General features: G+C 73.5%; 17 protein-coding genes and 1 tRNA gene. 16 read left to right on the top strand and 2 right to left on the bottom strand.

Going from position 1 to position 21779, the window contains the following annotated elements; all coding sequences use genetic code 11:
• Nucleotides 1-78: 78 nt before the first annotated feature.
• The 5 genes from tmk (at nt 79) to ACFVYK_RS08630 (ending at nt 7950) form a co-directional block, all read left to right on the top strand.
• On the top strand, nt 79-3372 hold the full coding sequence (gene tmk, locus ACFVYK_RS08650; protein ID WP_389770274.1) for a dTMP kinase: 3294 nt from the start codon (nt 79-81) through the stop codon (nt 3370-3372).
• A gap of 344 nt (nt 3373-3716) precedes the next feature.
• A complete protein-coding gene (locus tag ACFVYK_RS08645; RefSeq protein ID WP_389770272.1) occupies nt 3717-4922 on the top strand; it encodes a DNA polymerase III subunit delta' in 1206 nt (401 codons plus the stop codon).
• A 198-nt stretch (nt 4923-5120) separates the two neighbouring features.
• On the top strand, nt 5121-6698 hold the full coding sequence (locus tag ACFVYK_RS08640) for an alpha/beta hydrolase (RefSeq protein WP_389770270.1): 1578 nt from the start codon (nt 5121-5123) through the stop codon (nt 6696-6698).
• Between the two features lie 107 nt (nt 6699-6805).
• Nucleotides 6806-6879, top strand: a tRNA-Thr gene (locus tag ACFVYK_RS08635).
• Between the two features lie 165 nt (nt 6880-7044).
• Nucleotides 7045-7950 carry a transaldolase family protein gene (locus tag ACFVYK_RS08630; RefSeq protein WP_389770268.1) on the top strand — a complete coding sequence of 302 codons (906 nt, stop codon included), beginning with the start codon at nt 7045-7047 and terminating at the stop codon, nt 7948-7950.
• Nucleotides 7951-8096: 146 nt separating this feature from the next.
• Here the strand turns inward: ACFVYK_RS08630 and ACFVYK_RS08625 are convergent, their stop codons facing one another.
• Nucleotides 8097-8828 carry a methyltransferase domain-containing protein gene (locus ACFVYK_RS08625; protein WP_389770266.1) on the bottom strand — a complete coding sequence of 244 codons (732 nt, stop codon included), beginning with the start codon at nt 8826-8828 and terminating at the stop codon, nt 8097-8099.
• Between the two features lie 254 nt (nt 8829-9082).
• Between ACFVYK_RS08625 and ACFVYK_RS08620 the strand changes: the two genes are divergently transcribed.
• A complete protein-coding gene (locus ACFVYK_RS08620; RefSeq protein WP_389770264.1) occupies nt 9083-11194 on the top strand; it encodes a helix-turn-helix domain-containing protein in 2112 nt (703 codons plus the stop codon).
• On the opposite strand, the gene ACFVYK_RS08615 is transcribed toward ACFVYK_RS08620, so the two are convergent.
• Entirely contained in the window at nt 11155-12369 is a 1215-nt protein-coding gene (locus ACFVYK_RS08615; protein WP_389770262.1) for an IS701 family transposase, read from the bottom strand. The two genes, ACFVYK_RS08620 and ACFVYK_RS08615, sit on opposite strands and share 40 nt — an antisense overlap.
• 391 nt (nt 12370-12760) lie before the next feature.
• Here ACFVYK_RS08615 and ACFVYK_RS08610 point away from each other — a divergent pair, with 391 nt between their 5' ends.
• The 10 genes from ACFVYK_RS08610 (at nt 12761) to ACFVYK_RS08565 (ending at nt 21644) form a co-directional block, all read left to right on the top strand.
• Nucleotides 12761-14236, top strand: a complete 1476-nt coding sequence (locus tag ACFVYK_RS08610) for an AMP-binding protein (protein ID WP_389770260.1) — start codon at nt 12761-12763, stop codon at nt 14234-14236.
• Nucleotides 14233-14544: an acyl carrier protein gene (locus tag ACFVYK_RS08605; protein WP_389770258.1), complete on the top strand. Its 312-nt coding sequence runs from the start codon at nt 14233-14235 to the stop codon at nt 14542-14544. The genes ACFVYK_RS08610 and ACFVYK_RS08605 overlap by 4 nt, the downstream gene beginning before the upstream one ends.
• A gap of 125 nt (nt 14545-14669) precedes the next feature.
• Nucleotides 14670-15044: an ectoine synthase gene (locus ACFVYK_RS08600; RefSeq protein ID WP_389770256.1), complete on the top strand. Its 375-nt coding sequence runs from the start codon at nt 14670-14672 to the stop codon at nt 15042-15044.
• A gap of 89 nt (nt 15045-15133) precedes the next feature.
• Nucleotides 15134-16228, top strand: coding sequence for an acyl-CoA dehydrogenase family protein (locus ACFVYK_RS08595; protein WP_389770466.1), 1095 nt, complete (start codon nt 15134-15136; stop codon nt 16226-16228).
• Nucleotides 16229-16255: 27 nt separating this feature from the next.
• Nucleotides 16256-16936 (top strand): transglutaminase family protein, encoded by a 681-nt coding sequence (locus ACFVYK_RS08590; protein WP_389770254.1) that lies wholly within the window; start codon nt 16256-16258, stop codon nt 16934-16936.
• Nucleotides 16937-16945: 9 nt separating this feature from the next.
• On the top strand, nt 16946-17914 hold the full coding sequence (locus ACFVYK_RS08585) for a pseudouridine-5'-phosphate glycosidase (RefSeq protein WP_389770252.1): 969 nt from the start codon (nt 16946-16948) through the stop codon (nt 17912-17914).
• Nucleotides 17911-18714, top strand: coding sequence for an HAD family hydrolase (locus ACFVYK_RS08580; protein ID WP_389770250.1), 804 nt, complete (start codon nt 17911-17913; stop codon nt 18712-18714). The genes ACFVYK_RS08585 and ACFVYK_RS08580 overlap by 4 nt, the downstream gene beginning before the upstream one ends.
• Nucleotides 18715-18773: 59 nt before the next feature.
• Complete coding sequence (locus tag ACFVYK_RS08575; protein WP_389770248.1) at nt 18774-20228, top strand: MFS transporter; 1455 nt, start codon at nt 18774-18776, stop codon at nt 20226-20228.
• Complete coding sequence (locus ACFVYK_RS08570) at nt 20219-21034, top strand: hypothetical protein (RefSeq protein ID WP_389770246.1); 816 nt, start codon at nt 20219-20221, stop codon at nt 21032-21034. Before ACFVYK_RS08575 ends, ACFVYK_RS08570 begins: the two co-directional genes overlap by 10 nt.
• Nucleotides 21035-21128: 94 nt before the next feature.
• Entirely contained in the window at nt 21129-21644 is a 516-nt protein-coding gene (locus ACFVYK_RS08565) for a hypothetical protein (RefSeq protein ID WP_389770244.1), read from the top strand.
• Nucleotides 21645-21779 lie beyond the last annotated feature (135 nt).

The following is a 21779-nucleotide window of genomic DNA, read 5'->3' as shown; positions in this document are numbered from 1 at the left end:
GCATCACTTTGGTGTCGGGGCGGTCGTACCTGTGGACGGGGGCCCCGGTCTGTCCGTCGCGGCCGATAGGCTGAATGCATGACGCGAGCCGAGCAGCCAACGGCCCACCACCCGGCCCCGGACGACGCCCTGGTGGCGGACTCCCGCGAGCGCGCCGTGCGCGCCCTGTTGCGCGAGCCGCAGCTGAAGCGGCTCTGGAGCGCGCAGTTGGTGGGCGGAGTCGGAGACGCCCTCGCCCTCCTGGTGTTCGTCCTCCTCGTCCTCCAGACGGCCATCGCCGAGGGCTCCTTCGGAGGCGGCTACCGAGGCGTGGCGTTCGCAGTGGCGACCGTCTTCGGGGTACGGATCCTGGCCACTCTCCTCTTCGGCGCCGTGCTGCTGGGCCCGTTGACGGCACTGACCTCTCCGGAGGGTCCCCTCGACCGCCGGTGGACCATGGTCGGCGCGGACGGCCTGCGCGCCGCGCTGCTGATCGTCGCGCCCCTGTGGATCGACTGGACGCCGGACGACGCCCTGGCCCTGCTGCTCGTCACGGTGTTCGTGACGGGCGTCGCCGAGCGGTTCTGGACGGTCGCGCGGGAGAGCGCGGCGCCCGCCCTGCTGCCCGCCCCGCCCCCGGAGGGCGCGACCGTACGCCCGCTGCCCGACCACATGGACGCCCTGCGCCGGCTGTCACTGCGCACCGGCTTCGCGACGATCCCGCTGGGCGCCGCCACGCTCGTCGTCGCCGCCCTGCTCAACAACCTTCTGGGCACCGGGGTCGACTGGTTCGACCAGCACCAGGCGGCCCTCGCCTCGTACGTGGCCGGCGGCCTCTTCGCCGGGTGCCTGTCCATCGTGACCTTCCTGGAGCTGCCGGCGGTGCGCACCCCGCGCGCGCGGTCGCCGCTGGAGGGTCTGCGCCGCCCCAGGACCGCCACCGGCGTCGACTCGGGCCGCACGGGCGTGATCCCGCTCCTGGTGCTGGCCTGCGCCGCCGTCGCCGGCGCGGTCTCCGCCGCCGTCGCCGTGGCCGTGCTGCACGCCAAGGACCTGGGCGGCGGCCCCGTGCTGTACGGACTGCTCGTGCTCGGGCTGACCGGCGGAGTCGTCGTCGGCGTCCGGACGGCGCCGAAGGTGCTGGTGTCGCTGTCGCGACGCCGGCTGCTGGCACTGGCCATCGCCTTCACCGGCGTGGCGCTGCTCGCCGCCGGGCTGGTCCCGGACGTCACCAGCGTGCTGCTGATCACGGTCCTGGCGGGCGTCGGCGCGGGCGTCGCCGCGAACACCGGGCACGCGCTGCTCGACCAGGAGACCGAGGACCACCGCCGGACGCGGACGACCGAGCACCTGCACGCGGTCGTGCGGGTTCTCGTGGCGCTGGGCGCGGTGCTGGCCCCGCTGGTCGCGGGGCTCATCGGCCCGCACCGGCTGGACAGCGGCAAGTTCGTGTTCGCGCACGGCGGGGCCGCCTTCACACTGATGCTGGTCGGCGCGCTGCTGCTGCCGGTGGCCGCGCTGGTGCTGGCCAAGGTCGACGACCGCTCCGGCGTCCCCCTGCGGAAGGACCTGCGGGACGCCCTGCTGGGCGGCGACGACCCGGTGACGGCACCGGCCGGGAACGGCTTCTTCATCGCCCTGGAGGGCGGCGACGGGGCCGGAAAGTCCACCCAGGCCGAAGCGCTCGCCGAGTGGATCAGGGCCAAGGGCCACGAGGTCGTCCTCACCCGCGAGCCGGGGGCCACGCCCGTGGGCAAGCGGCTGCGCTCGATCCTGCTGGACGTGTCCAGCGCCGGCCTGTCGCACCGGGCGGAGGCCCTGCTGTACGCGGCGGACCGCGCGGAGCACGTCGACACGGTCGTGCGACCCGCCCTGGAGCGCGGAGCGGTGGTCATCACCGACCGGTACGTCGATTCGTCCGTGGCCTATCAGGGCGCCGGCCGTGACCTGTCCCCGACCGAGATCGCGCGGATCTCGCGCTGGGCCACGGACGGGCTGGTGCCGCATCTGACGGTCCTGCTGGACGTGTCCCCGGAGGCCGCCCGCGAGCGGTTCACCGAGGCGCCGGACCGCCTGGAGTCGGAGCCGGCGGAGTTCCACGCGCGGGTGCGCGCCGGCTTCCTCACGCTGGCCGCCGCCGACCCCGGCCGCTACCTGGTCGTCGACGCGGCGCAGGAGCCCGAGGCGGTCACGACCGTCGTCCGGCACCGCCTCGACCAGTTGCTGCCCCTGTCCGAGGCCGAGATCAAGGCCCAGGAGGAGGCGCGCAGGAAGGCCGAGGAGGAGGCCCGCCGCAAGGCCGAGGAAGAGGCCGCCCGCAAGGCCGAGGAGGAGCGCCTGGAGCGTGAGCGCCAGGAGCAGCTCGCCAAGCTGCGCGCCGAGGAGGAGGAGCGCAAGCGGCGCGAGCTGGAGGAGGCGCAGCGGCGCGAGGCCGAACGGCAGGCCGAGGAGGCGCGGCTGCGCGCCGAGGAGGCACGCAGGCGTGCCGAGGAGGAGCGGGTCCGGCTCCTCGCGGAGGAGAAGGCCCGCGCCGAGGAGGAGGCCCGCCGCAAGGCGGAGGAGGAGCGGCGCCGCAAGCAGGCCGAGGAGGAGGCCCGGCTGCGCGCCGAGGCCGAGAGCCGTCGGCTGGAGAAGCAGCGCAAGGCCGAGGAGGCGCTGCTGCGGGCCGAGGAGGCCCGGCGTGCGGCGGAGCAGGCCGCCGCGGCGGCGCAGGCCGGCCCGAAGCCGGCCCGCCCCCGGCCGGCCGCCGCACCGGCGGTCCCGCCGGAGGCCGCGACCGTCGCGACGCCGGTGGTGACGCCGACGAACGCGTCGGGCGGACCGGTGGACGAGACGGCGGTGCTGCCGCCGGTCCGGATGGACGAGGACCCCGAGCAGCCCTCCCGCCCGTCCGCGAAGTCCCCCGCGAAGCCGGCCCCGGCCGGAGGAGCCGACGCGGAGGTGACGGCCGAGCTGCCGCAGCCGCCGGCGGCGCCGGCGAGGGCCGAGGACGAGACGGCGGTCCTGCCTCCGGTGCGCGGCCGGAGCGGCCAGAGCGGTCAGCAGGGTCAGCGCGGTCCCCGTGGCAAGCGTGCGGCCGGTCCCGAGGACGAGACGGCCGTGCTGCCCCCGGTGCGGGGCGACAGCCCTTCGGGCCGGGTGCCGCGGGGCTACTTCCGGGACGAACGAGACGAACAGGGCGAGCGGGGCGGGGCCCGGCCGGACGGGGCCGACGGCCGCACCCGCGAGCTGCCGCAGGTCGACGAGCAGGGCGAGCCCCGGCAGCGGCCGCGCTCCGACTGGGCCGAGGAGACCCCGCTGGACGATCTCCCGACGCTCGCGGACGAACTGCTGGGACCCCACCGGGACGACGACGGGCCCGACGCGGGCCGGGGCCGCGGCCGACGCCGCTGAGCGCGGCCCCGGCCCGCCGGTCGCCGGTCGCCGCGCACCGAGCTGTGGCCCCTGGGCCGTAGATCGGAGGTCGGCAGATCCGTAGGCGGCAGATCCGTAGGCGGCAGATCCGTAGGTCAGCAGGTCAGCAGGTCCGGCTGTTCGCCGCCGCCGCCGCCTCGCCGAGTGCGCGGCCCGCGCCGGGTGCCGGGGTCGGGCGGCCGTCGGCCGGCAAGCAGCGGAGGAGAGGGCGGTCCGCGGCCGTGCCGACGCAGCGCGGCCGCCGGCGGGCGGGCCGGATTGTCAGTGGCTGCCCGCACAATGGAACCCGCAGCGCGAAACGTGACGAAAGGGCGGCGTGACGCATGACCGTGTGGGACGACCTCATCGGCCAGGAGAGGGTGAGCGAGCAGCTGGCCGCCGCCGCTCGGGACGCCGACGCGCTCGTCACCGCGGCCACCGCCCGCACCGCCCCGCCGGAGGCGTCGAGGATGACGCACGCCTGGCTGTTCACCGGCCCGCCCGGCGCAGGCCGCACCCAGGTGGCGCGGGCCTTCGCCGCCGCGCTGCAGTGCGTGAGCCCGGACCGGGCGCTCGGCGGCATCCCGGGCTGCGGGTTCTGCGACGGCTGTCACACGGCGCTCATCGGCACCCACGCCGATGTCACCACCGTCGCCGCCGTCGGTTCGCAGATCCTCGCCGAGGACATGCGCGACACGGTCCGCAAGTCGTACACCTCGCCCGCCACGGGCCGCTGGCAGGTCATCCTCGTCGCGGACGCCGAGCGGCTCAACGAGAAGTCCGCCAACGCCGTCCTGAAGGCGGTGGAGGAGCCGGCGCCGCGCACGGTCTGGCTGTTGTGCGCGCCCTCCCTGGAGGACGTGCTGCCCACGATCCGCTCCCGCTGCCGGAACCTGAACCTGCGCACGCCCTCGGTCGACGCCGTCGCCGACATGCTGGTACGGCGCGAGGGCGTCGAGCCCGCCGTCGCCGCGGCCGCGGCCCGCGCCACCCAGGGGCACGTCGACCGGGCCCGGCGGCTGGCCACCGACCCCGCCGCGCGCGAGCGCCGGGCGGCCGTGCTGAGACTGCCCCTGCGCGTCGACGACGTCGGCGGCTGTCTCAGGGCGGCCCAGGAACTGGTCGACGCGGCCGCCGAGGACGCCAAGCAACTCGCCGAGGACATGGACGGCAAGGAGACCGAGGAACTGAAGGCGGCACTGGGCGCGGTCCAGGGCGGCCGGATGCCCCGCGGCACGGCCGGCGTGATGAAGGACCTGGAGGACAAGCAGAAGCGCCGCAGAACGCGTACCCAGCGCGACAGCCTCGACCTCGCGCTCACCGACCTGACGGCCTTCTACCGCGACGTCCTCGCCCTCCAGCTCGGCTCCCGGGTCGCGATCGCCAACGCGGACTCCGCGGAGGCGCTGGAGCGGCTCGCCCGCGGCAGCAGACCGGAGTCGACCCTGCGCCGCATCGAGGCCATCGCCGCGTGCAGAGAGGCCCTGGACCGCAACGTCGCTCCGCTGCTGGCCGTCGAGGCGATGACGATGGCGCTCAGAGCGGGCTGACATGCCGGACCGGCGCCGGTCCTCGGCCGAGGAGCGGGCGCGTCGGCGGCCCCTGGACGGCGTGTCGACGGCTTTCGGACGGCCGGCGACGGGGTGGCGACGCAGCGGCACGTCGACCGGGGGTTGACGGGGTACCTCGTCCGTGGCACTTGGCGCACGCGCCGCGTTCATGCCGTTGCCCACAGTTACGCTCGTTGAATGCACTTCAGGCGCTCTCTTCGCAGGTCCCGTGGCGGCGTCACGCTCCTCTCCCTCGCCGCGCTGCTCGTCTCCGGCTGCTCCGCCGACGGGTCGGCCGGCTCCGCCGGTTCGACGGCGGTGGCAGCGCTCGCCGCGCTGCCGCGGGCCACGCCGTCGGCGCTCTCGCCGTACTACGGACAGAAGCTGAGCTGGCGCGACTGCGGCGTTCCCGGCTTCCAGTGCACCACCATGAGAGCGCCGCTCGACTACGCCGATCCGGGGGCGGGCGACGTCCGGCTCGCCGTCTCCCGCAAGAAGGCGACGGGCCCGGGCAAGCGGCTCGGCTCGCTGCTGGTGAACCCGGGCGGCCCGGGCGGTTCGGCGGTCGGCTACCTCCAGCAGTACGCCGCGATCGGTTACCCCGCAGGGGTCCGCGCCCGCTACGACATGGTCGCCGTCGATCCGCGGGGCGTGGCCCGCAGCGAGCCGGTGGAGTGCCTCGACGGGCGGGCGATGGACGCCTACACCCAGACCGACACCACCCCCGACGACCAGCGGGAGCGCGACCGGCTGGTCGACGCCTACCGGAAGTTCGCGGAGGGCTGCGGAGCGCACGCGCCGAAACTGCTGCGGCACGTCTCCACCGTGGAGACGGCCCGGGACATGGACATCCTGCGGGCGGTCCTGGGCGACCGGAGACTGACGTACGTGGGGGCGTCGTACGGCACGTTCCTCGGTGCGACGTACGCGGGCCTGTTCCCGGACCGGGTGGGCCGCCTCGTCCTGGACGGCGCGATGGACCCCTCGCTGCCCGCCCGCCGGCTGAACCTGGACCAGACGGCGGGGTTCGAGACGGCCTTCCAGTCGTTCGCGAAGGACTGCGCGCGGCACTCCGACTGCCCGCTCGGCGGGAAGGGCGCGAAGCCCGCCCGGGTCGGCGCCGCCCTCAAGGCCTTCTTCCGCAAGCTCGACGCGCACCCGATCCCGACCGGCGACGCGGACGGCCGCAAGCTCGGCGAGGCCCTCGCCACCACCGGAGTCATCGCGGCGATGTACGACGAGAGCACCTGGGAGCAGTTGCGCGAGGCGCTGACCTCGGCGATCAAGGAGCACGACGGCGCGGGGCTGCTCGCCCTCTCCGACGGCTACTACGAGCGCGACCCGGAAGGCCGCTACGCCAACCTGATGGCCGCGAACGCGGCGGTCAACTGCCTGGACCTCCCCACGGCCTTCGGCACCCCGGACCAGGTGGAGAAGGCGCTGCCGTCCTTCGGGAAGGCGTCCCCGGTCTTCGGCGAAGGCCTCGCCTGGGCCTCCCTGAACTGCGCGTACTGGCCGGTCGGGCCCACGGGCGCGCCGCGCCGCATCGAGGCGAAGGGCGCCGCCCCGATCGTCGTCGTCGGCACGACCCGCGACCCGGCGACCCCGTACCGATGGGCCCGCTCCCTCGCGAGCCAGCTCGCCTCGGGCCGCCTCCTCACCTATGAGGGCGACGGCCACACCGCCTACGGCCGCGGCAGCGCCTGCATCGACTCCGCGATCAACGCCTACCTCCTCCACGGAACGCCTCCGGCGCGGGGAAAGCGCTGCTCATAGCCCCACCGTCGACCCCGCGTCGCCCTGGTCCCGGGCTGGTTCGGAGCACCCTTCGAAACTGTGTAGACTTACCGACGTTGCTGATCGCACCATGGTGCGGACAGCGCGCCGCCTTAGCTCAGATGGCCAGAGCAACGCACTCGTAATGCGTAGGTCTCGGGTTCGAATCCCGAAGGCGGCTCTGCCGAAGCCTCAGGACTCACTCGCCGTGACCTGGGGCTTTTGCTTATCCCGGATACGGCGGTGGCGGCGAGCGCGGGCCGCGCGGCTGTGTTTCGCGGCGACTTGACAGCCTCTGGGGGTCTCGGTCGACTGCCGAATCCCGTGGGCATAGCGTCGAGGCGTGATGACGGCTGAAGCTATGAGGCTCCTCAAGGAGCTCGCCGCCGAGGGGGTCTCGCCCTGGTGGGAGGCGTGTCCGTGGGAGCCGCCAACGGTTGTTGACGCCGTGTCGTACGGGTTCCGGGGCATCCGGATGCCGTTGGGGGCTCCGAACGGCATGGTCCGGGCGGCGTGTGACGCGCTGCGGGCGAGCGGCGGCTTCGTGGCCTTCGCCGCAGCGGCGTTCGACGGGGTGGACGATCCCTCGGCGTGGGTGGCGGCGGCGCGCGTGCTGCGCAGTGGAGTGGACCGGCCGAACCTTCTGGTCGGGGTTCCGGCGAACCGGGCCGGGATCGACGCCGTGGCAGGCTGCCTCGCCGAGGGTATCGGCGTGGAGTCCACCGGTGTGTTCTCGGTGCCGCAGTACCGTGCGGTCCTGGACGCTCAGCGCACCGGTCTGGAGCGGGCCCGGGCGCGCGGGGTGGAGGTGGAACCGCTGGGGGTGGCCACGTCCTGCGATCTCGGGGCGCTGGACGCGGCGGTGAACGCCCGCCTCGACGGGCTGCCCGACGCCGCGTCGAACGCGTTGCGCGACACGGCGGGACTGGCCACCGCCCGTCTGCTGTACCGGACGCGGGAGACGGCGCTGGCCTGCGGGCGCTGGCAGAGCCTGCGGGAGTCCGGCGTCCGTCCGCCGATGCTGTTGTGGGCCGAGACCCGGCCCGAGCAGGTGCGGTCCCTGGTCAGCTGGAACACCGCTCACGCACTGACCCTGGAGACGGCGGAGGCGGCGGCCCGCGGGGGCGGGCTCGAAGGCGACACCCTGATGGGACGGCATGAGCAGTCCGCGCGGGTCCTGCGCCTGCTCGCCGAGTGGAATGTGGACGTCGAGGCCATCGGCGTGGAGTTGCTGCGGGCCCGGTTCGGCTGACGGGGCCGGGCCCGCGGCGCGTTCCACGTGAAACACGCACGCCCGACGGACGTACGCCGCCCGACGGATGCTGTTGGTCCGGGGGCGGCTGTGCCGGGGGCGGGGCGCGGTGGTCCATGTCGGCGTCCCCGCCCGGGGACAGCCGGTCAGGCGGTGGGGAGGATCTGGAGGAGCAGGTGCTCGACCAGGTCGTCGCCGTACTCCCCTTCCCGGATCGGGCAGGCGGTCAGCACGCGCAGTTCGCGGCCGGTCTCGGCGGCTATCCGGGTCAGGTAGGGGTAGTCGCCCCGGCTGCTGAAGTGCAGCAGGGCCCGGCCGCCGGGCGTCGTCCGTAGGGGCGCCTGCTCCAGGTAGCGGCGGTGCGACCGGTATCCTGCGTCGACGTAGGCGCGTTCGTGGTCCGACTCGTAGCGGTACTGGTCGGGACCGAGGACGTAGTTCGAGCTCCAGAAGACGGTGTCGAAGCGCTCGTCGGCGTCGAGTCCGGAGAACAGGTCGCCCTGCACGCTTCTGACCCGGTCGGCCATGCCGTGGCGGCGGGCGTTGACGGCCGTGTTGCGCACCGCCCGCGGGTTGATGTCCGAGGCGACGACCGGGCCGTGGCCGGCCAGTGCGGCGGTCACCGCGATGACGCCCGTGCCGCTGCCGATCTCCAGGAACGAGCCGTGGTGCGTGCGGCCGTCGCCGGGCTCGCCGAGCCCGAGGAAGTCCAGGGCGACGCCGGTCGAGGGCGAGTACACCGGCGCGAACACGCCGTCCAGGAGGTCCCATTGCCGTCCGGCCAGGGGGAAGACGGAGGGTCGGTCCACACGGCAGAGGGACTGGCGGCTGCGCTCCAGCGAACGCCGATAGTCCTGCACCTGCGATGTGTACGGCATGAGTTCTCACCTGTTCCGGTCGGCTGGGCGGCGTCGCCCTGTGCGATGCCCGTAGTGCTGAGCGTGACGGGTGGGGCGGGGTGACGGAAGGTGCTCCGACGACAGCACTGGGGCGCCGAGGAGGTGATCGCGCCACCGTCAAGGGGCGTGAACTGGCCTTACGCCCCTTGTTCGGCCGGGAAGTTGTTGACCGGTACGCGAAATTCGATTTAGCTTTCCATCGATCCGCACATTTGCTCGGGGGGAGCCGCAGCGTGCCGACTGCTGGAGGACCGCTCGACGGGTACGCGCTTGCCATGCTCGACCTGCTGGCACGGGAGGCGCCCGCCGAGCACTTCCAGGAGCTGGTCCGGCAGGCCGCCGAGGAGGGAGCCTCCGAGGCCGATCTGGCGGGGATCGTCGCCGCGAAGAACCGTTCCCTGGAGGTCAGGCAGCTTTTCGCGCGTCGCCAGCAGCGCGAGGCCGGCCTTTCGGCGCTGGTGGACACCGCGCGTGACCTGACGCAGCGGTACAACCTGGACAGCCTGCTGGCCGTCATCACGCGCAGGGCCCGGCTGTTGATGGGCCTGGACATGTCGTGGGTGAGCCTGCCCGGTGAGGACGGGGCGTCCCTCGTCCGGGCCGCCGACGGACACGCCTCGTCGATCACCGTCGGGTTCGGGGTGCCGAGCGGCGGCGGGGTCGGCCGGCACGCGCGGCAGCGGTCCGCGCCCTTCTGGACGCCGGACTACCTGCAGGACGAGAGCTTCGTCCACAACGAGGCCATCGACCATGTGGTGCGCTCCGAGGGGCTGCGGGCCATCATGGCCGTCCCGTTGCGTCACGAGCACTCGACCCTGGGCGTGCTCTACGTCGCGGACCGCAACATCCGTCACTTCCTGCCCAATGAGATCTCGCTGATGACCTCGCTGGCCGACCTGGCGGCCGTCGCCCTCGAGCGGACCCGGCTGCTGGAGCAGACCCGGACCGAGGTCGCGGCGCTGGCGGGCGACGTCTCGCAGGCCATGGACTCCTCCGCCAGCGTGCGCAGGCTGCACAGCGTCCACCGAGGTCTGATCGACCTGGCGCTGGGCGGCGGCGAGCTGACCGCGCTCGCGGAGCGGGCGGCCGCCGACCTGGGCGGATCGCTGCTGGTGCGGGACACCGTCAGCGAGGACCTCGCGCACACGGCGGGCTTCCCGGCTGTTTTTTCAGGTCCCGGGTCAACCCGCGTAGACGGCGTGGACATGTCAGGAAATGGGGACGCGCCGGACAGCGCGGACCACGCGGACCACGTGGCCCAGGTGGCCGACCTGGCCGACCTGGCCGACGTGGACGACGAGCTGATCGACCGGATCTGCCTGGACGCGCAGGCCGTCGGCGGTCTCGTCCGGTGCGACGACGGGGCGGGCGGCGTGCTGTCGGCGTGCCCGGTCACCGGCGGTACGGAGAGCCTCGGGACCCTCGTGCTGCGCAACGCGCGCACCCCGTCCGAGGAACAGGAGCAACTGCTGGGCCTGGTCGCCCAGGCCGTCGCCGTCCAGCTGCTGATGCAGCGCAGTTCGGCGGTGGCCGAGGGGCAGGTCAGGGACGAGCTGCTGCACGATCTGCTCCATGTCTCCCAGCTGCCGCCGGGGCAGCTCGCGGCCAGGGGCCGTCGCCTCGCGGTCGACCTGGGCGAGCCGCACGTCGTCGTCGTGGTCCGTCCCGAGGGCGGTTCGCAGAGCCGGGCCAACGCCTGGGCGGCGTCGTACGCGCACCGGCTGTCGGGGCTCAAGTACGTCGACGGCGGCCACATCGTGTTCCTGCTGCCGGGGGACGAGCCGGCCGGCGCGGCGCGGACCGTGCAGCGGGAGCTGTCGGCCGTGCTCGGGCATCCGGTCACCGGGGGCGCGGCCGGGCCGACCGGCGCGCCCGACGACGTCCGGCACGTCTACCGCGAGGCCCAGCGGTGCCTGGACGCGCTGACCGTGCTGGACGGCACGGGCGGTACGGCGTCGCCCCGGGAACTGGGCTTCCTGGGGCTGCTGTTGTCGGAGAAGCAGGACGTTACGCGGTTCGTCGGCTCGGCGATCGGGCCGGTGCTGGAGTACGACCACCAGCAGTCGACGGAGCTGCTGCGGACCCTGGAGTCGTACTTCGCCTCCGGCAGCAGTCCCACGCGGGCGGCCGAGCTGCTGCACGTGCACCCGAACACCGTCTCACGGCGGCTGGAACGGATCACGGACCTGCTGGGTCCGCACTGGCAGGAGCCGGCTCAGGCCCTGGAGGTGCAGCTGGCGCTCCGGCTGCATCGCACCCGGCACCTGCTGGCGGACGGTCTCGGCGACGGCGCACGGCCGCCCGGTCAGGCGCTGCGCGCCTCCTGGGCGCCGAACACGCCGTAGTCCGCGTCGGCGAGCGTCCGCGCGGCGTAGGCGACCGAGGCCAGCGTGGTGTGCCGGTGCCAGCCCTTGAACGACCGGCCCACGAAGTCCTGCAGCCCGACCTCCCGGCCCGCGGTGGTGCAGTCCCGGGTCACCCGTCGTGCCAGTTTGGCCAGTCTCAGCAGGACCGGCACCGCGGTGCGGTCCAGGTCGGTGAGCCAGAACTCGGTCGGCGGCCGGCGCGGATCGACCCACTCGCCGAGCAGCAGCCCCGGCCGTCCGTCGCCCGCGCCGGCCGCCCCGGGCAGGGCCACCGGAACGCCCACCACCAGCGAACTGCGCACGGCCGCCGGGCCGCTCAGCGGGTCGGCCCAGCGCACCGGTCGGCGCAGCGCCCGGACCGAGTCGGCGATGCGCTCCGCGCTCAGCGGGCCCGCGCCGAAGCCGGGCAGCGACGGCTCGCGCACGGTCAGGGCGGTGGCGCCGGAGACCCTCACCAGCAGCGGCACCCCGGCGGCGCGGTACCGCCGTGCCGTCGCGCCCAGGTCCGGGCCCGCCGCGCCCAGCACCACGGGTCGGCGCGGCACCCGCCAGGCGAGCGTGGACCGCACGACCGCCGCCGCGCACTCCTCCAGCGTCTCCTCGACCACGTCGTCGGGGATGTCGGCCCGGCGCCGCCGCTCCGGATCGCGGATCCAGCCGCCGGGCAGGTGCAGCCGCCAGTTGACCGGAGCGCTGGACCGCTCGGAGGCGAACCAGAGCCCGAACGCCTGCTGACCGTTGTCGGGCCGGCCGGGGCGGGGCACCGCGGACCGGCCGACGCCGACCGAGTGCTCGCCGACCTTGGGGATGGTCATCGGCTGGACCACCCAGGCCGACGGCGTCATGGCGTCCTGGAGGCGGCCGGCCAGCGCCTCGCGCATCGGCGACCAGGACCAGGTGGAGGCGGCGATGAGGTGGTGCAGGCTCTGCTCGGCCGCGCCGCCGCCGACCGCGGAGGCGATCCGGCGCACCGACTTGCGGCCGTCGGCGGCGAGCAGACCGCGCACGTACTGCTCGGCCCACCAGCGCTGGTCCTTCCTGCGCAGCGCCCGGGGGAACAGGGCGGCGGACAGCTCCGCGACGACGTCGGCCGGCTGGTGCACGTCCGCCCAGCCGGGGTCCGCCCAGGGGCCGCTGAAGACGGCTGTGCTCATGGTCGTGCTCATGGTCCTTGCCTGCCTCTCGCCGCTGACCTCTGACGGGTCCCACCCTGCCCAGTCGCCTGCCGTCCGGACGAGGTGCGGCGGGAACCCTGTCGGGGCGGCGCGGTGGTGGCCGGACCACCATCGGCGGCCGCGACACACCGGACGGACGGGACGGGAGCGGCCGCGCGGAGGTGGGCCGGCCATCGCCACGGCCGCGGACTCCGCCTGACACGAGGCGACCTGACGGACTTTCCCGGACCTGATGAGGATGCGGGACGGCACTTGAGACACCCCCGGCCCGCTTCGCACAGTGAGTCCCGTGATCAGCGCTCGGCACCGGGCCCGACAGCGGGGCCGCCGAAGCGAGCCGAGTCCTCGTCCCACCGTCCGGGGGTAGTCCATGCCGTCACCGCAACTCGCCGACGCCGTCGGCGCGCACCGTGAGAAACACGCCGACCGGGTGGCGTTGTCCTGCTGCCACCGGAGCGTCACCTACCGGCAACTGGACGTCCTCACACGGGCGTTCGGCGACCAGCTGGAGCGCATGGGCATCGCCCCGGGCGCCACGGTGTGCGTTCCTGCGCACAAGACGCCGGAGACCGTCGCGCTGCTCCTGGCCGTGTTCCGCACGGGACTGGTGGCGCTCGTCCCCTCGCCCGACCTCGGCGCCGAGGCGCGAGCCCGGCTGAGCCGGCAGGCCCGGGCCTCCCACCAGCTCGGCGCGGACGGGCACGGTGTCGTGTCGGCCGAGCGCATCGCTCCGGACGAGTCGGAGGCGGCGGGGTTCGCGGCCCCCGACCCGGCCCGCACCCGGCTGCTGCTCACCACGTCCGGCTCCACCGGGACCCCGAAGATCGTGCCCGTTCCCGTCGACGGCTTCACCGCCTTCGCCGACTGGGCCGCCGACGCCTTCCACCTCACCGGCGACGACGTCGCCCTGTCCTACGCACCCCTCAACTTCGACCTGGCGCTGCTCGACGTGTGGACGTTCCTGCGGCTCGGCGCCCAGGTCGTCCTCGTCGGCAAGGAACAGGCGGCGGACGCCCGGCACCTGCGGGACATGGTGGCGGGGCGGGGCGTCACCTTCGTCCAGGGCGTCCCCATGCTGCACCGGCTGCTCGCCCGGGACGCCGGCGGCGTCTATCCGACGGTCCGCCAGGCCGTCTTCACGGGTGAGGCGATGCCCGCCGACCTGCTGCCCCCGGTGTTCGAGGCGTTCCCCGAGGCCACGCTCCACAACGTGTTCGGCTGCACCGAGACCAACGACTCGTTCGTCCACGAGGTGTCCCGCGCCCAGGTCCCGCACCGGTTGCCGATCGGCCGCCCGCTGCCCGGGGTGCGCGCGCTGATCGCCGGCGCCGACGGGGTGCCGCTGGACGGCCCGGGCGGCGGCGAGCTGCTGGTGTCGACTCCGTTCCAGACCGACGGCTATCTCCAACGATCGCTGAACCAGCGGGCGTTCACGGAGATAGACGGCCGTCCCTACTACCGGACCGGCGATCTCGTCACCCGGTCCTCGGACGGCCTGATCCACCTCGAGGGCCGTGCCGACTGGCAGGTCAAGGTGCGCGGCATCCGCACCAACCTGCAGGAGGTCGAGGCCGTCATCGCGACCCACCCCGCCGTGGCCGAGGCGGTGGTCGTGGCGCTGCCCGACGAGCAGGCGGGGGTGCGGCTGCACGCCAGGGTGACCCGGCGCCCGGCCGCCGCGCTGACCGGGCTCGGCCTGCGCGCCCACGCCGGCGACCGGCTGCCCCGGCACGCCATCCCGTCGTCCGTCCACATCACCGACCAGCCGCTGCCCCGCACGTCCACGGGCAAGCCCGACCGCAACCGGATCCGAACCGACCGCATGAAGGAGACCTCCACCGCATGAGCGCCCAAGAGACCGCGGAGACCGCGGAGACCGCGAAGACGGCCGGGAGGGCCGCGACCGCGAACGAGATCCGTGACTTCATAGCCACCGAGTTCCTGGCGGGTGAGGACGCCTCGGACCTCACCGACGACTTCGACATCGTCGCCTCCGGAGTGATCGACAGCCTCGGCCTGGTCCGGCTGGTGTCGCACATCGCGACCGCCTACCGGCTGCCGCTGGACGGCATGGCGATCACACCCGACGACTTCCGGACCATCGCCGCGATCACCGAGCTGATCGACGCGCACTCCGCGTCCGTCGCGGCCTGACCGCCAGCCTCACCCACCCCTCTCACCACTCCACGACTCACCGCCCCCACGACCACCCCACCACTTCACACCCCACCACTTCACACCCCACCACCTCGTACCAACACCACCTGAGGAGTACTCCTGTGTTCACCCGCAGCGTCGACGACGTCGTTCCCGTCGAGTGGGGCAACGGCACCAGCCACCGCCTCCTGGTCGAGGCGGACCGGATGGGCTTCGCGTTCGCCGTGACCCTGGTGCGCCAGGGCACCACCAGCGCCCTGCAGTACCGCGACCACCTGGAGGCCTGCTACTGCGTCGAGGGCTCCGGCGAGGTCGTCGAGAAGGACGGCACCCGGCACAAGATCCTCCCCGGCACGATCTACGTCCTCAACGAGCACGACCCGCACTACCTCGTCGCCTCCGACTACGAGGACCTGCACCTGGTCTCGGTCTTCAACCCGCCGATCGTCGGCAACGAGCGGCACACCCTGTCAGAGGACGGCTTCTCCCAGTACTGACCCGCTGCCCGCCGGCCGGTGCAGTCCGCTTCGCTTCGAGGAGTACAGCGTTGTCCGATCAACCAGCGAAACCCGCACTCTCCCAGCTGATGGCCCCCTGGGCCGACAGGCTCAACGCAGATCTCGACGAACTGGACAGCGGGGCCGAGTTCCCCCGGGACAAGTGGTCGGCCGTCCAGGAGTCCGGGATCCTGCGCACCCCCTTCGACCCCGTCTACGGCGGGCACGGCCGGTCCCTGACCGACACCATGCTGGCTCTGGAAGGACTGGGCCGCGTGTCGCGCGACTCCGGCCTGTCCTTCTCGGCCTCCACCCAGATCGTGTCCGTGGGGGTGCCGCTCCAGCAGTTCGGCGACGACGACCTGAAGCGGCGTCACCTGCCGGCGATCCTCTCCGGCGACGCGATCACGGCGCACGCCATCACCGAGGAGTCCGGCGGCTCCGACGCGATGAACATCTCCACCACCGCGGTGCGCGACGGCGACCACTACGTCGTCAACGGCGGGAAGATGTTCATCACCAACGCTCCGGTGGCCGACCTCTTCCTGCTGTACGTCCGCACCGGTCCTCCGGGCCCCTTCGGCCTCACCTGTCTGCTGGTCGAGGCCGGGACGCCCGGTCTGGTGGTGGGGCCGGCCATGGACAAGATCGGGCTGCGCACCAGCCCGGTCGGCACCCTGGCCTTCGAGGAGCTGCGGGTCCCCGTCTCCCAGCGGGTCGGCGGGGACGGGGCCGGGTTCCTCGTGCTCGACCACGTCATGAAGCGCGAGGTCCTCTTCTCCTTCTCCATCACGCTCGGCGAGATGACCCGCCGACTGGCGGAGACCATCCGCTTCGCCAGGGACCGGACCCAGTTCGGCCGCCCCATCGGCAAGTACCAGGCGATCTCACACAAGATCGCCGACATGAAGATCCGCACCGAGACCGCCCGGAAGTGGCTGCACGACACCGGGGCGAAGGTGGAGTCCGGTCAGGACGCCGCCGTCGACCTCGCCGCCACCAAGACCGTCGTGTCGGAGGCGAACGTCCAGAACGCCCTCGACGCGGTCCGCATCCACGGCGGACGGGGGGTGCTCACCGCACACGGGGTCGAGCGCGCCCTGCGCGACTCGGTCGCCGGAACCGTCTACTCCGGGACCAGCGAGATCCAGCGCACCCGGATCGCCAGCCTGCTCGGCCTCTGACCGGGCCTCAGACCAGGGAACGAGTCCATGACCGACGTGCCCAGCAGTCTCACCGCTCCGACCGAGTTCCTCGACTACGAGTCCGAGGCCGTGCAGACCTTCATCGACGAGGTCGTCGACGACCGCCTCGCCGACCGCCGTGCCAACGCCGTCAAGCTGTACTACGCGGTCCGCGACACCGTCCACTACGAGGTGTACGGCGCCGACCTGTCCCGCGACGGCCTGAAGGCCTCCCGCACGGCCACCGCCCGATCCGGCTTCTGCCTGCACAAGTCGGCGCTGTTCGCCGCCGCCGTGCGGGCCCTGGGCATCCCGTCCCGGCTGGTGTACGGCGACGTCCGCAACCACCTCGCCTCACCCCGCCTGATCGAGCACATCGGCGGCGACGTCTTCTTCCACGGCCTCACCCAGATCCACCTGGACGGCCGCTGGGTGAAGGCCACCCCCGTCTTCAACAAGCTGCTCTGCCGGCTGTACGGCATGGCGCCCCTGGAGTTCGACGGGCGGGCCGACAGCCTCTACCACCCGCACGGCAGCGGCGCCGCCATGGAGTTCCTGAAGGACCACGGCGCCTTCGACGACCTTCCCTACGACTTCGTGATGACGTCCATGCGCACGTCGCACCCGCGGTTCCTGGAAGGAACCGGCACCGTGTCCGGCGGTTCGCTGGCGTCCGAAGCCGTCCCGTCGCCCGCCCTGAATCGCTGAGGAGTCCCCATGAACGTGACCCCCGCGGCGCTCGCCGCCGATCCCGCCCTGCTCGACGTCGACGAAGAGGTGTCCGAGGCCCTGCACGAGGGCCGGCCCGTCGTCGCCCTGGAATCCTCGGCCATCCCGCACGGCCTGCCCTACCCGGCCAACCTCGACCTGGCGCTCGACATCGACGCGGCGGTCCGCACGGCCGGCGCCGTCCCCGCCCGGATCGCGCTCCTCGACGGCCGGATCCGCGTGGGCATGAGCAAGGAACAGCTCGAACTCTTCGCCAGCGACCCGGCCGTGCCGAAGGTCAGCACCCGGGACATGGCCATCACCCTGGCGCGCGGCGGCCGCGGCGCCACCACCGTGTCGTCCTCCCTGGTGGCGGCCGAGCTGGCCGGGATCGCGGTCTTCGCCGTCGCGGGCATCGGCGGCGTGCACCGGGACGCCCCGCACACCTTCGACATCTCCGCCGACCTGACGCAGTTCACCCGCAGCCGGGTCGCGGTGGTGTGTGCCGGCGCCAAGTCGATGCTGCATCCCGCGTGGACCCTGGAGTGGCTGGAGACGGCGGGCATCCCCGTGATCGGCTACCGCTGCGACGACTTCCCGGCCTACCTCAGCGTCAGCAGCGGCGTGCCCAACCCGCACCGGCTGGACGACCTGCGCGAGATCGCCGCCGTCACCCTCGCCCACTGGCGGACCGGAAACGCCACCGCCGCACTGGTCACCCACCCGATCCAAGACGAGGACGGCATCCCGTCCGCCGACATCGAGGCGGCCCTCGCCGACGCCACCGCCCAGGCGCAGGCCGCCGGCGTCACCGGTCCCGCGATCACGCCCTACCTGCTGAAGGCGATCTCGACGGCGACCCAGGGCCGCACCTCGGCCGCCAACCGGTCCGTGCTGCTCTCCACCGCCGCCCTCGCCGGGGAGTTCGCCGCCCAGGTCGCCCTCGAACTCGCCGAGCAGGCCGGAGCGCGCTCATGACGACGACGCACGACCGACCCGCCGCCGTCCTCTTCGACCTCGACGGCACCCTGCTGGACACGCCGGGCGCCATCGCCGGCGTGCTGCAGCGGGTGCTGGAGGGCATCGGCCGCCCGGACGTCCCGGGGGACCGGGTGCGCGCCACCGTCGGCAAGCCCCTCGGGATCGTCTTCGCCGAGCTCACGGGTCTGCCCGAGGGGCATCCGGAGGTGACCGAGGCGGTCGCCCGGTTCCGGGAACAGTTCCGTGCGGAGGTCGTCCCCCGGGCCGCCGAACTCGTCTTCCCCGGAGTGCCGGAGCTGCTGAGCCGGCTGCGGGAGGAGGGCCGGAAGATCGCGATCTGCACCAGCAAGATCAGGTCCAGTGCCGAGGAACTCCTCGAACCCGCCGGTCTCGCCGACGCGTTCGACGCCGTCGTCTGCCACGGCATGGCCCCGCGCGGCAAGCCTCACCCCGACCTGGCGCTGCTCGCGGCCCGGTCCGTCGGCGTGGCACCGGAGCGGTGCGTGGTCGTCGGCGACGCCGTGGACGACATGCGGATGGCGACGGCGGCCGGCATGCGCGCGATCGGCGTCTCCTACGGCGTCGCCACGGCGCGCCAACTGGCCGAGGCGGGCGCCGAACCGGTGACGGACACGGTCGGCGCGCTGGACCGGGCGCTCACCCACCCGCCGACCTCACCCGCCATCACCGACCGGGCCTCGAAGGCGGGGCCGGGATCGGCCCCGGGGTCGGCCCCGGGCCAGGTGGCGGCCCCCGCCCCGATCTCGGTCCGGACCCCGGTCCCGGCGTCTTCCTGACCGGCCTCCCACCTGCGAAAAGCGGACCCGAAACTAGAGAACCAGGCGGTCACCTCACCATGTCCCTTCCGACTCCACCCTCTGCGCCGACGGCGTCCCGCAGTCCCGTCGGCGGCCTCATCACCCTCTCCGCTGCCCAGTTCCTCATCGCGCTGGACTTCTCCGTCATCTTCGTCGCCCTGCCCGACATCGGCTCCGACCTGTCGCTGTCCGGCAGCGCCATGCAGTGGGTCGTCAGCGCCTACTCCGTGTTCTTCGCGGGCTTCCTGATCGTCGGCGGCCGGGTCGGGGACCGGCTCGGCGCCCGCACCCTGTTCATGGCCGCGCTGGTGATCTTCGGAGTCGCCTCGCTGCTGGGCGGCCTCGCGGCGAACGCCGCGCTGCTGCTGGTCGCCCGCGGCGCCCAGGGCGTCGCCGCGGCCGCCCTCCAGCCGTCGATCCTGGCCCTGGTGAACACCACGTTCCCGGCCGGGCGGGAACGCACCCGGGCGCTGGCGGTGTGGGGCACGGTCGGCGCCAGCGGACTGGCCGCGGGCGTGGTCATCGGCGGCCTGCTGACCACCGTCTCCTGGCGCTGGACGTTCTTCGTGAACCTGCCCTTCGCCGTGCTGTGCGCGCTGGCCGCGCCCCGCTTCCTGCCGGGGAGGACCGAGCGGGGCCGCACCGCCGCGCTCAACGTGCTCAACGCGGTGCTGTGCACGGCCCTGGTCCTCGTCTCGGTCCTCGGCCTCACCCTGGCCGCCGACATCGGCTGGACCGATCCGTTGACGCTGGCCAGCTTCCTCGCCGGGGCCGTGCTGCTGGTGCTGTTCGCCCTGCGCGAGCGCGGCAGCGCACGACCGCTGGTCGACCCGGTGCTGCGGCGCACCCGCAGCCTGCTCATGGGCTGCTGCTCCTCCGCGCTGTACATGGCGAGCGTGGCCGGCGTCGAGTTCTACCTGGTGACGCTGCTGCTGCAGGACGGCCGCGGTTACGCGCCGCTCGCCGCCGGCATCGCGTTCCTCCCGCTCGCCGCGTGCATCACCTTGGGGAACATGATCGCCGGAAAGCTCCTCGGCGCCCTCGGCGTGCGGCGCTGCCTGACGCTGGCGTTCGCGGTCGGCGCGGCCGGGCTCGTGCTGCTGGGCCTGTCGGCCCGTCACCACGGCTACGCCGCGGCGATGCTGCCGGGCCTGGTCGTCAGCGGGCTCGGCCACGGCATGATCTACACGTCGATGTTCGTCGGCGGCACCCGTGACGTCGACGACCGCAACCAGGGCGTCGCCGGTGCGCTGATGACCACCACCCAGTACGCGGGAGGCGCCCTCGGCGTGGCGGCTCTCATCCTCGTCCTGGGCACGGATCCGGGCGACGGGGCGTTCCGTACCGGGTTCCTGCTGGCCGGCGGGATCGCGGTGGCCGGGGCGACGCTCGCGTGGCTCGGTTTCGCGCCGGCCGCGGAGAGCGCGGCGCACCGGGAGACCGCGTCGGCGGACGGCGCCCCGGCTCCGGCGACGGCGGGTGAATGCCGGTGACCGCGGCCGCCGCCCGACTGGGCATCCTCGTCATCCACAACGATCCCGTGCCCGAGACCGAGATCTGGCGCATGGCCCCCGAGGGCGTCTCGGTGCACACCGCCCGCTTCGAGTGCCCCCGGCCGGCCGACACCGAGTACGTCGGCAGCCCCGCCGCCGCCCTCGCGAACGCGCCCGACGTCGTGCGCGGGCTGGATCAGCTGGGCCGGCTGGGCGCGCACAGCGTCGCGCTCTGCTTCGGGTCGAGCAGCTTCTTCGGAGGGCCGGCCTTCGACGCCGAGTTCGTCGCGGCGGCCGCCGCGCACGCCCACGGCGTACCCGTGTACACGGCGGCGACGGCCATCACGGCCGCACTGCGGGCGTCCGACGTGCGACGGCCGCTGCTGGTCATGCCGCCCTGGTTCACCGAGCCGACGTTCCGCGCCACGGAGGAGTACCTGGGTGAGGTCGGCGTGGGGGAGACCAGGTTGGTCCAGTTCGAGCTGGGCCCGCGGTGGGACGGCGTCGCCCGCTACAACGCCTTCGACGAGGGAGCCCACTGGACGATCGACCCCGTCGAGGTGTACCAGCAGGTCGTCAAGGCGTTCCACGTCCCGGACCACCCGCGGCCGGACGGCGTCCTGGTGCCCGGCAGCGGCTTCCCCTCCCGTGCCGCGGTCGTCCCGCTGGAACAGGAACTGGGCGTTCCGGTCATCACCTCCAACCAGGCGGTCCTCTGGTACGGCCTGCGCCACGCCGCCGCCGGGACCGCGCCGAACACCGTGATCACCGCCCAGGGCAGCCTTTTCACCCGGCGACTCCCGTGACCCGACTTCTGGGACCCGCGAGGATCACTGCACGAAGGCCACCGGGCGACCGCCCGGTGGCGCTGATCCCGCCCGTCACGAAGGGGTAGTTCATATGCGAGGCATCTCCTCCGACGAATTGGTCCCGCAGCTCCTGCGGCTTCTCCCGGAGGTGGAGCCCCACTTCGAGAAGGCGGCCGAGCGACACGGCTTGCGGATGTCCGAGGTGACCCACTGGGAGCAGGTCAACACCCACCCGGGGACGCTGCTGTCGGAGGTGCTGGCCCACCCTCTGTTCCAACCCCTCATGGAGTCCCCCGAGATGGACGCGAACGCGGAGGACTTCCTGTCGCGCTGCTTCGCGTTCGTCGAGGGACTTGAGGAGGACCCCGAGGGCCGCCTGGTGGACACGGCCTATTTCACTTTTCTCGAATTCCTCATGGAGAGCGCGGAGACACTCGACCGCGCCTTCCGGTTCGCCTGGCCCAAGACCCGGGCGGAGATCCTGTCCATGCTGCGCGCCTGGAACGTCCCTGTGGACCCGGCCTGGGAGAACCCGGCCTGGGAGAACCCGGCGGCGGAGAACCCGGCGGCGGAGAACCCGGCGGCGGGGATCGAACGGCAGGGCTGAGAACGTCGGAGGCGGGGCCGGCCGTCAGCCCAGCACCCGCCGGGGGAGAACGCGCCGGGGGAGAGCCCGGCGGCGGAGAGCCCGGCGGCGGGGATCGAACGGCAGGGCTGAGAACGTCGGAGGCGGGGCCGGCCG

The sequence above is a fragment of the Streptomyces sp. NPDC058291 genome (genome assembly GCF_042880855.1).
GTDB lineage: Bacteria > Actinomycetota > Actinomycetes > Streptomycetales > Streptomycetaceae > Streptomyces.
The sequence above is the reverse complement of the archived record's forward strand: the minus strand, read 5'-3'. Positions and strand labels throughout refer to the sequence as shown.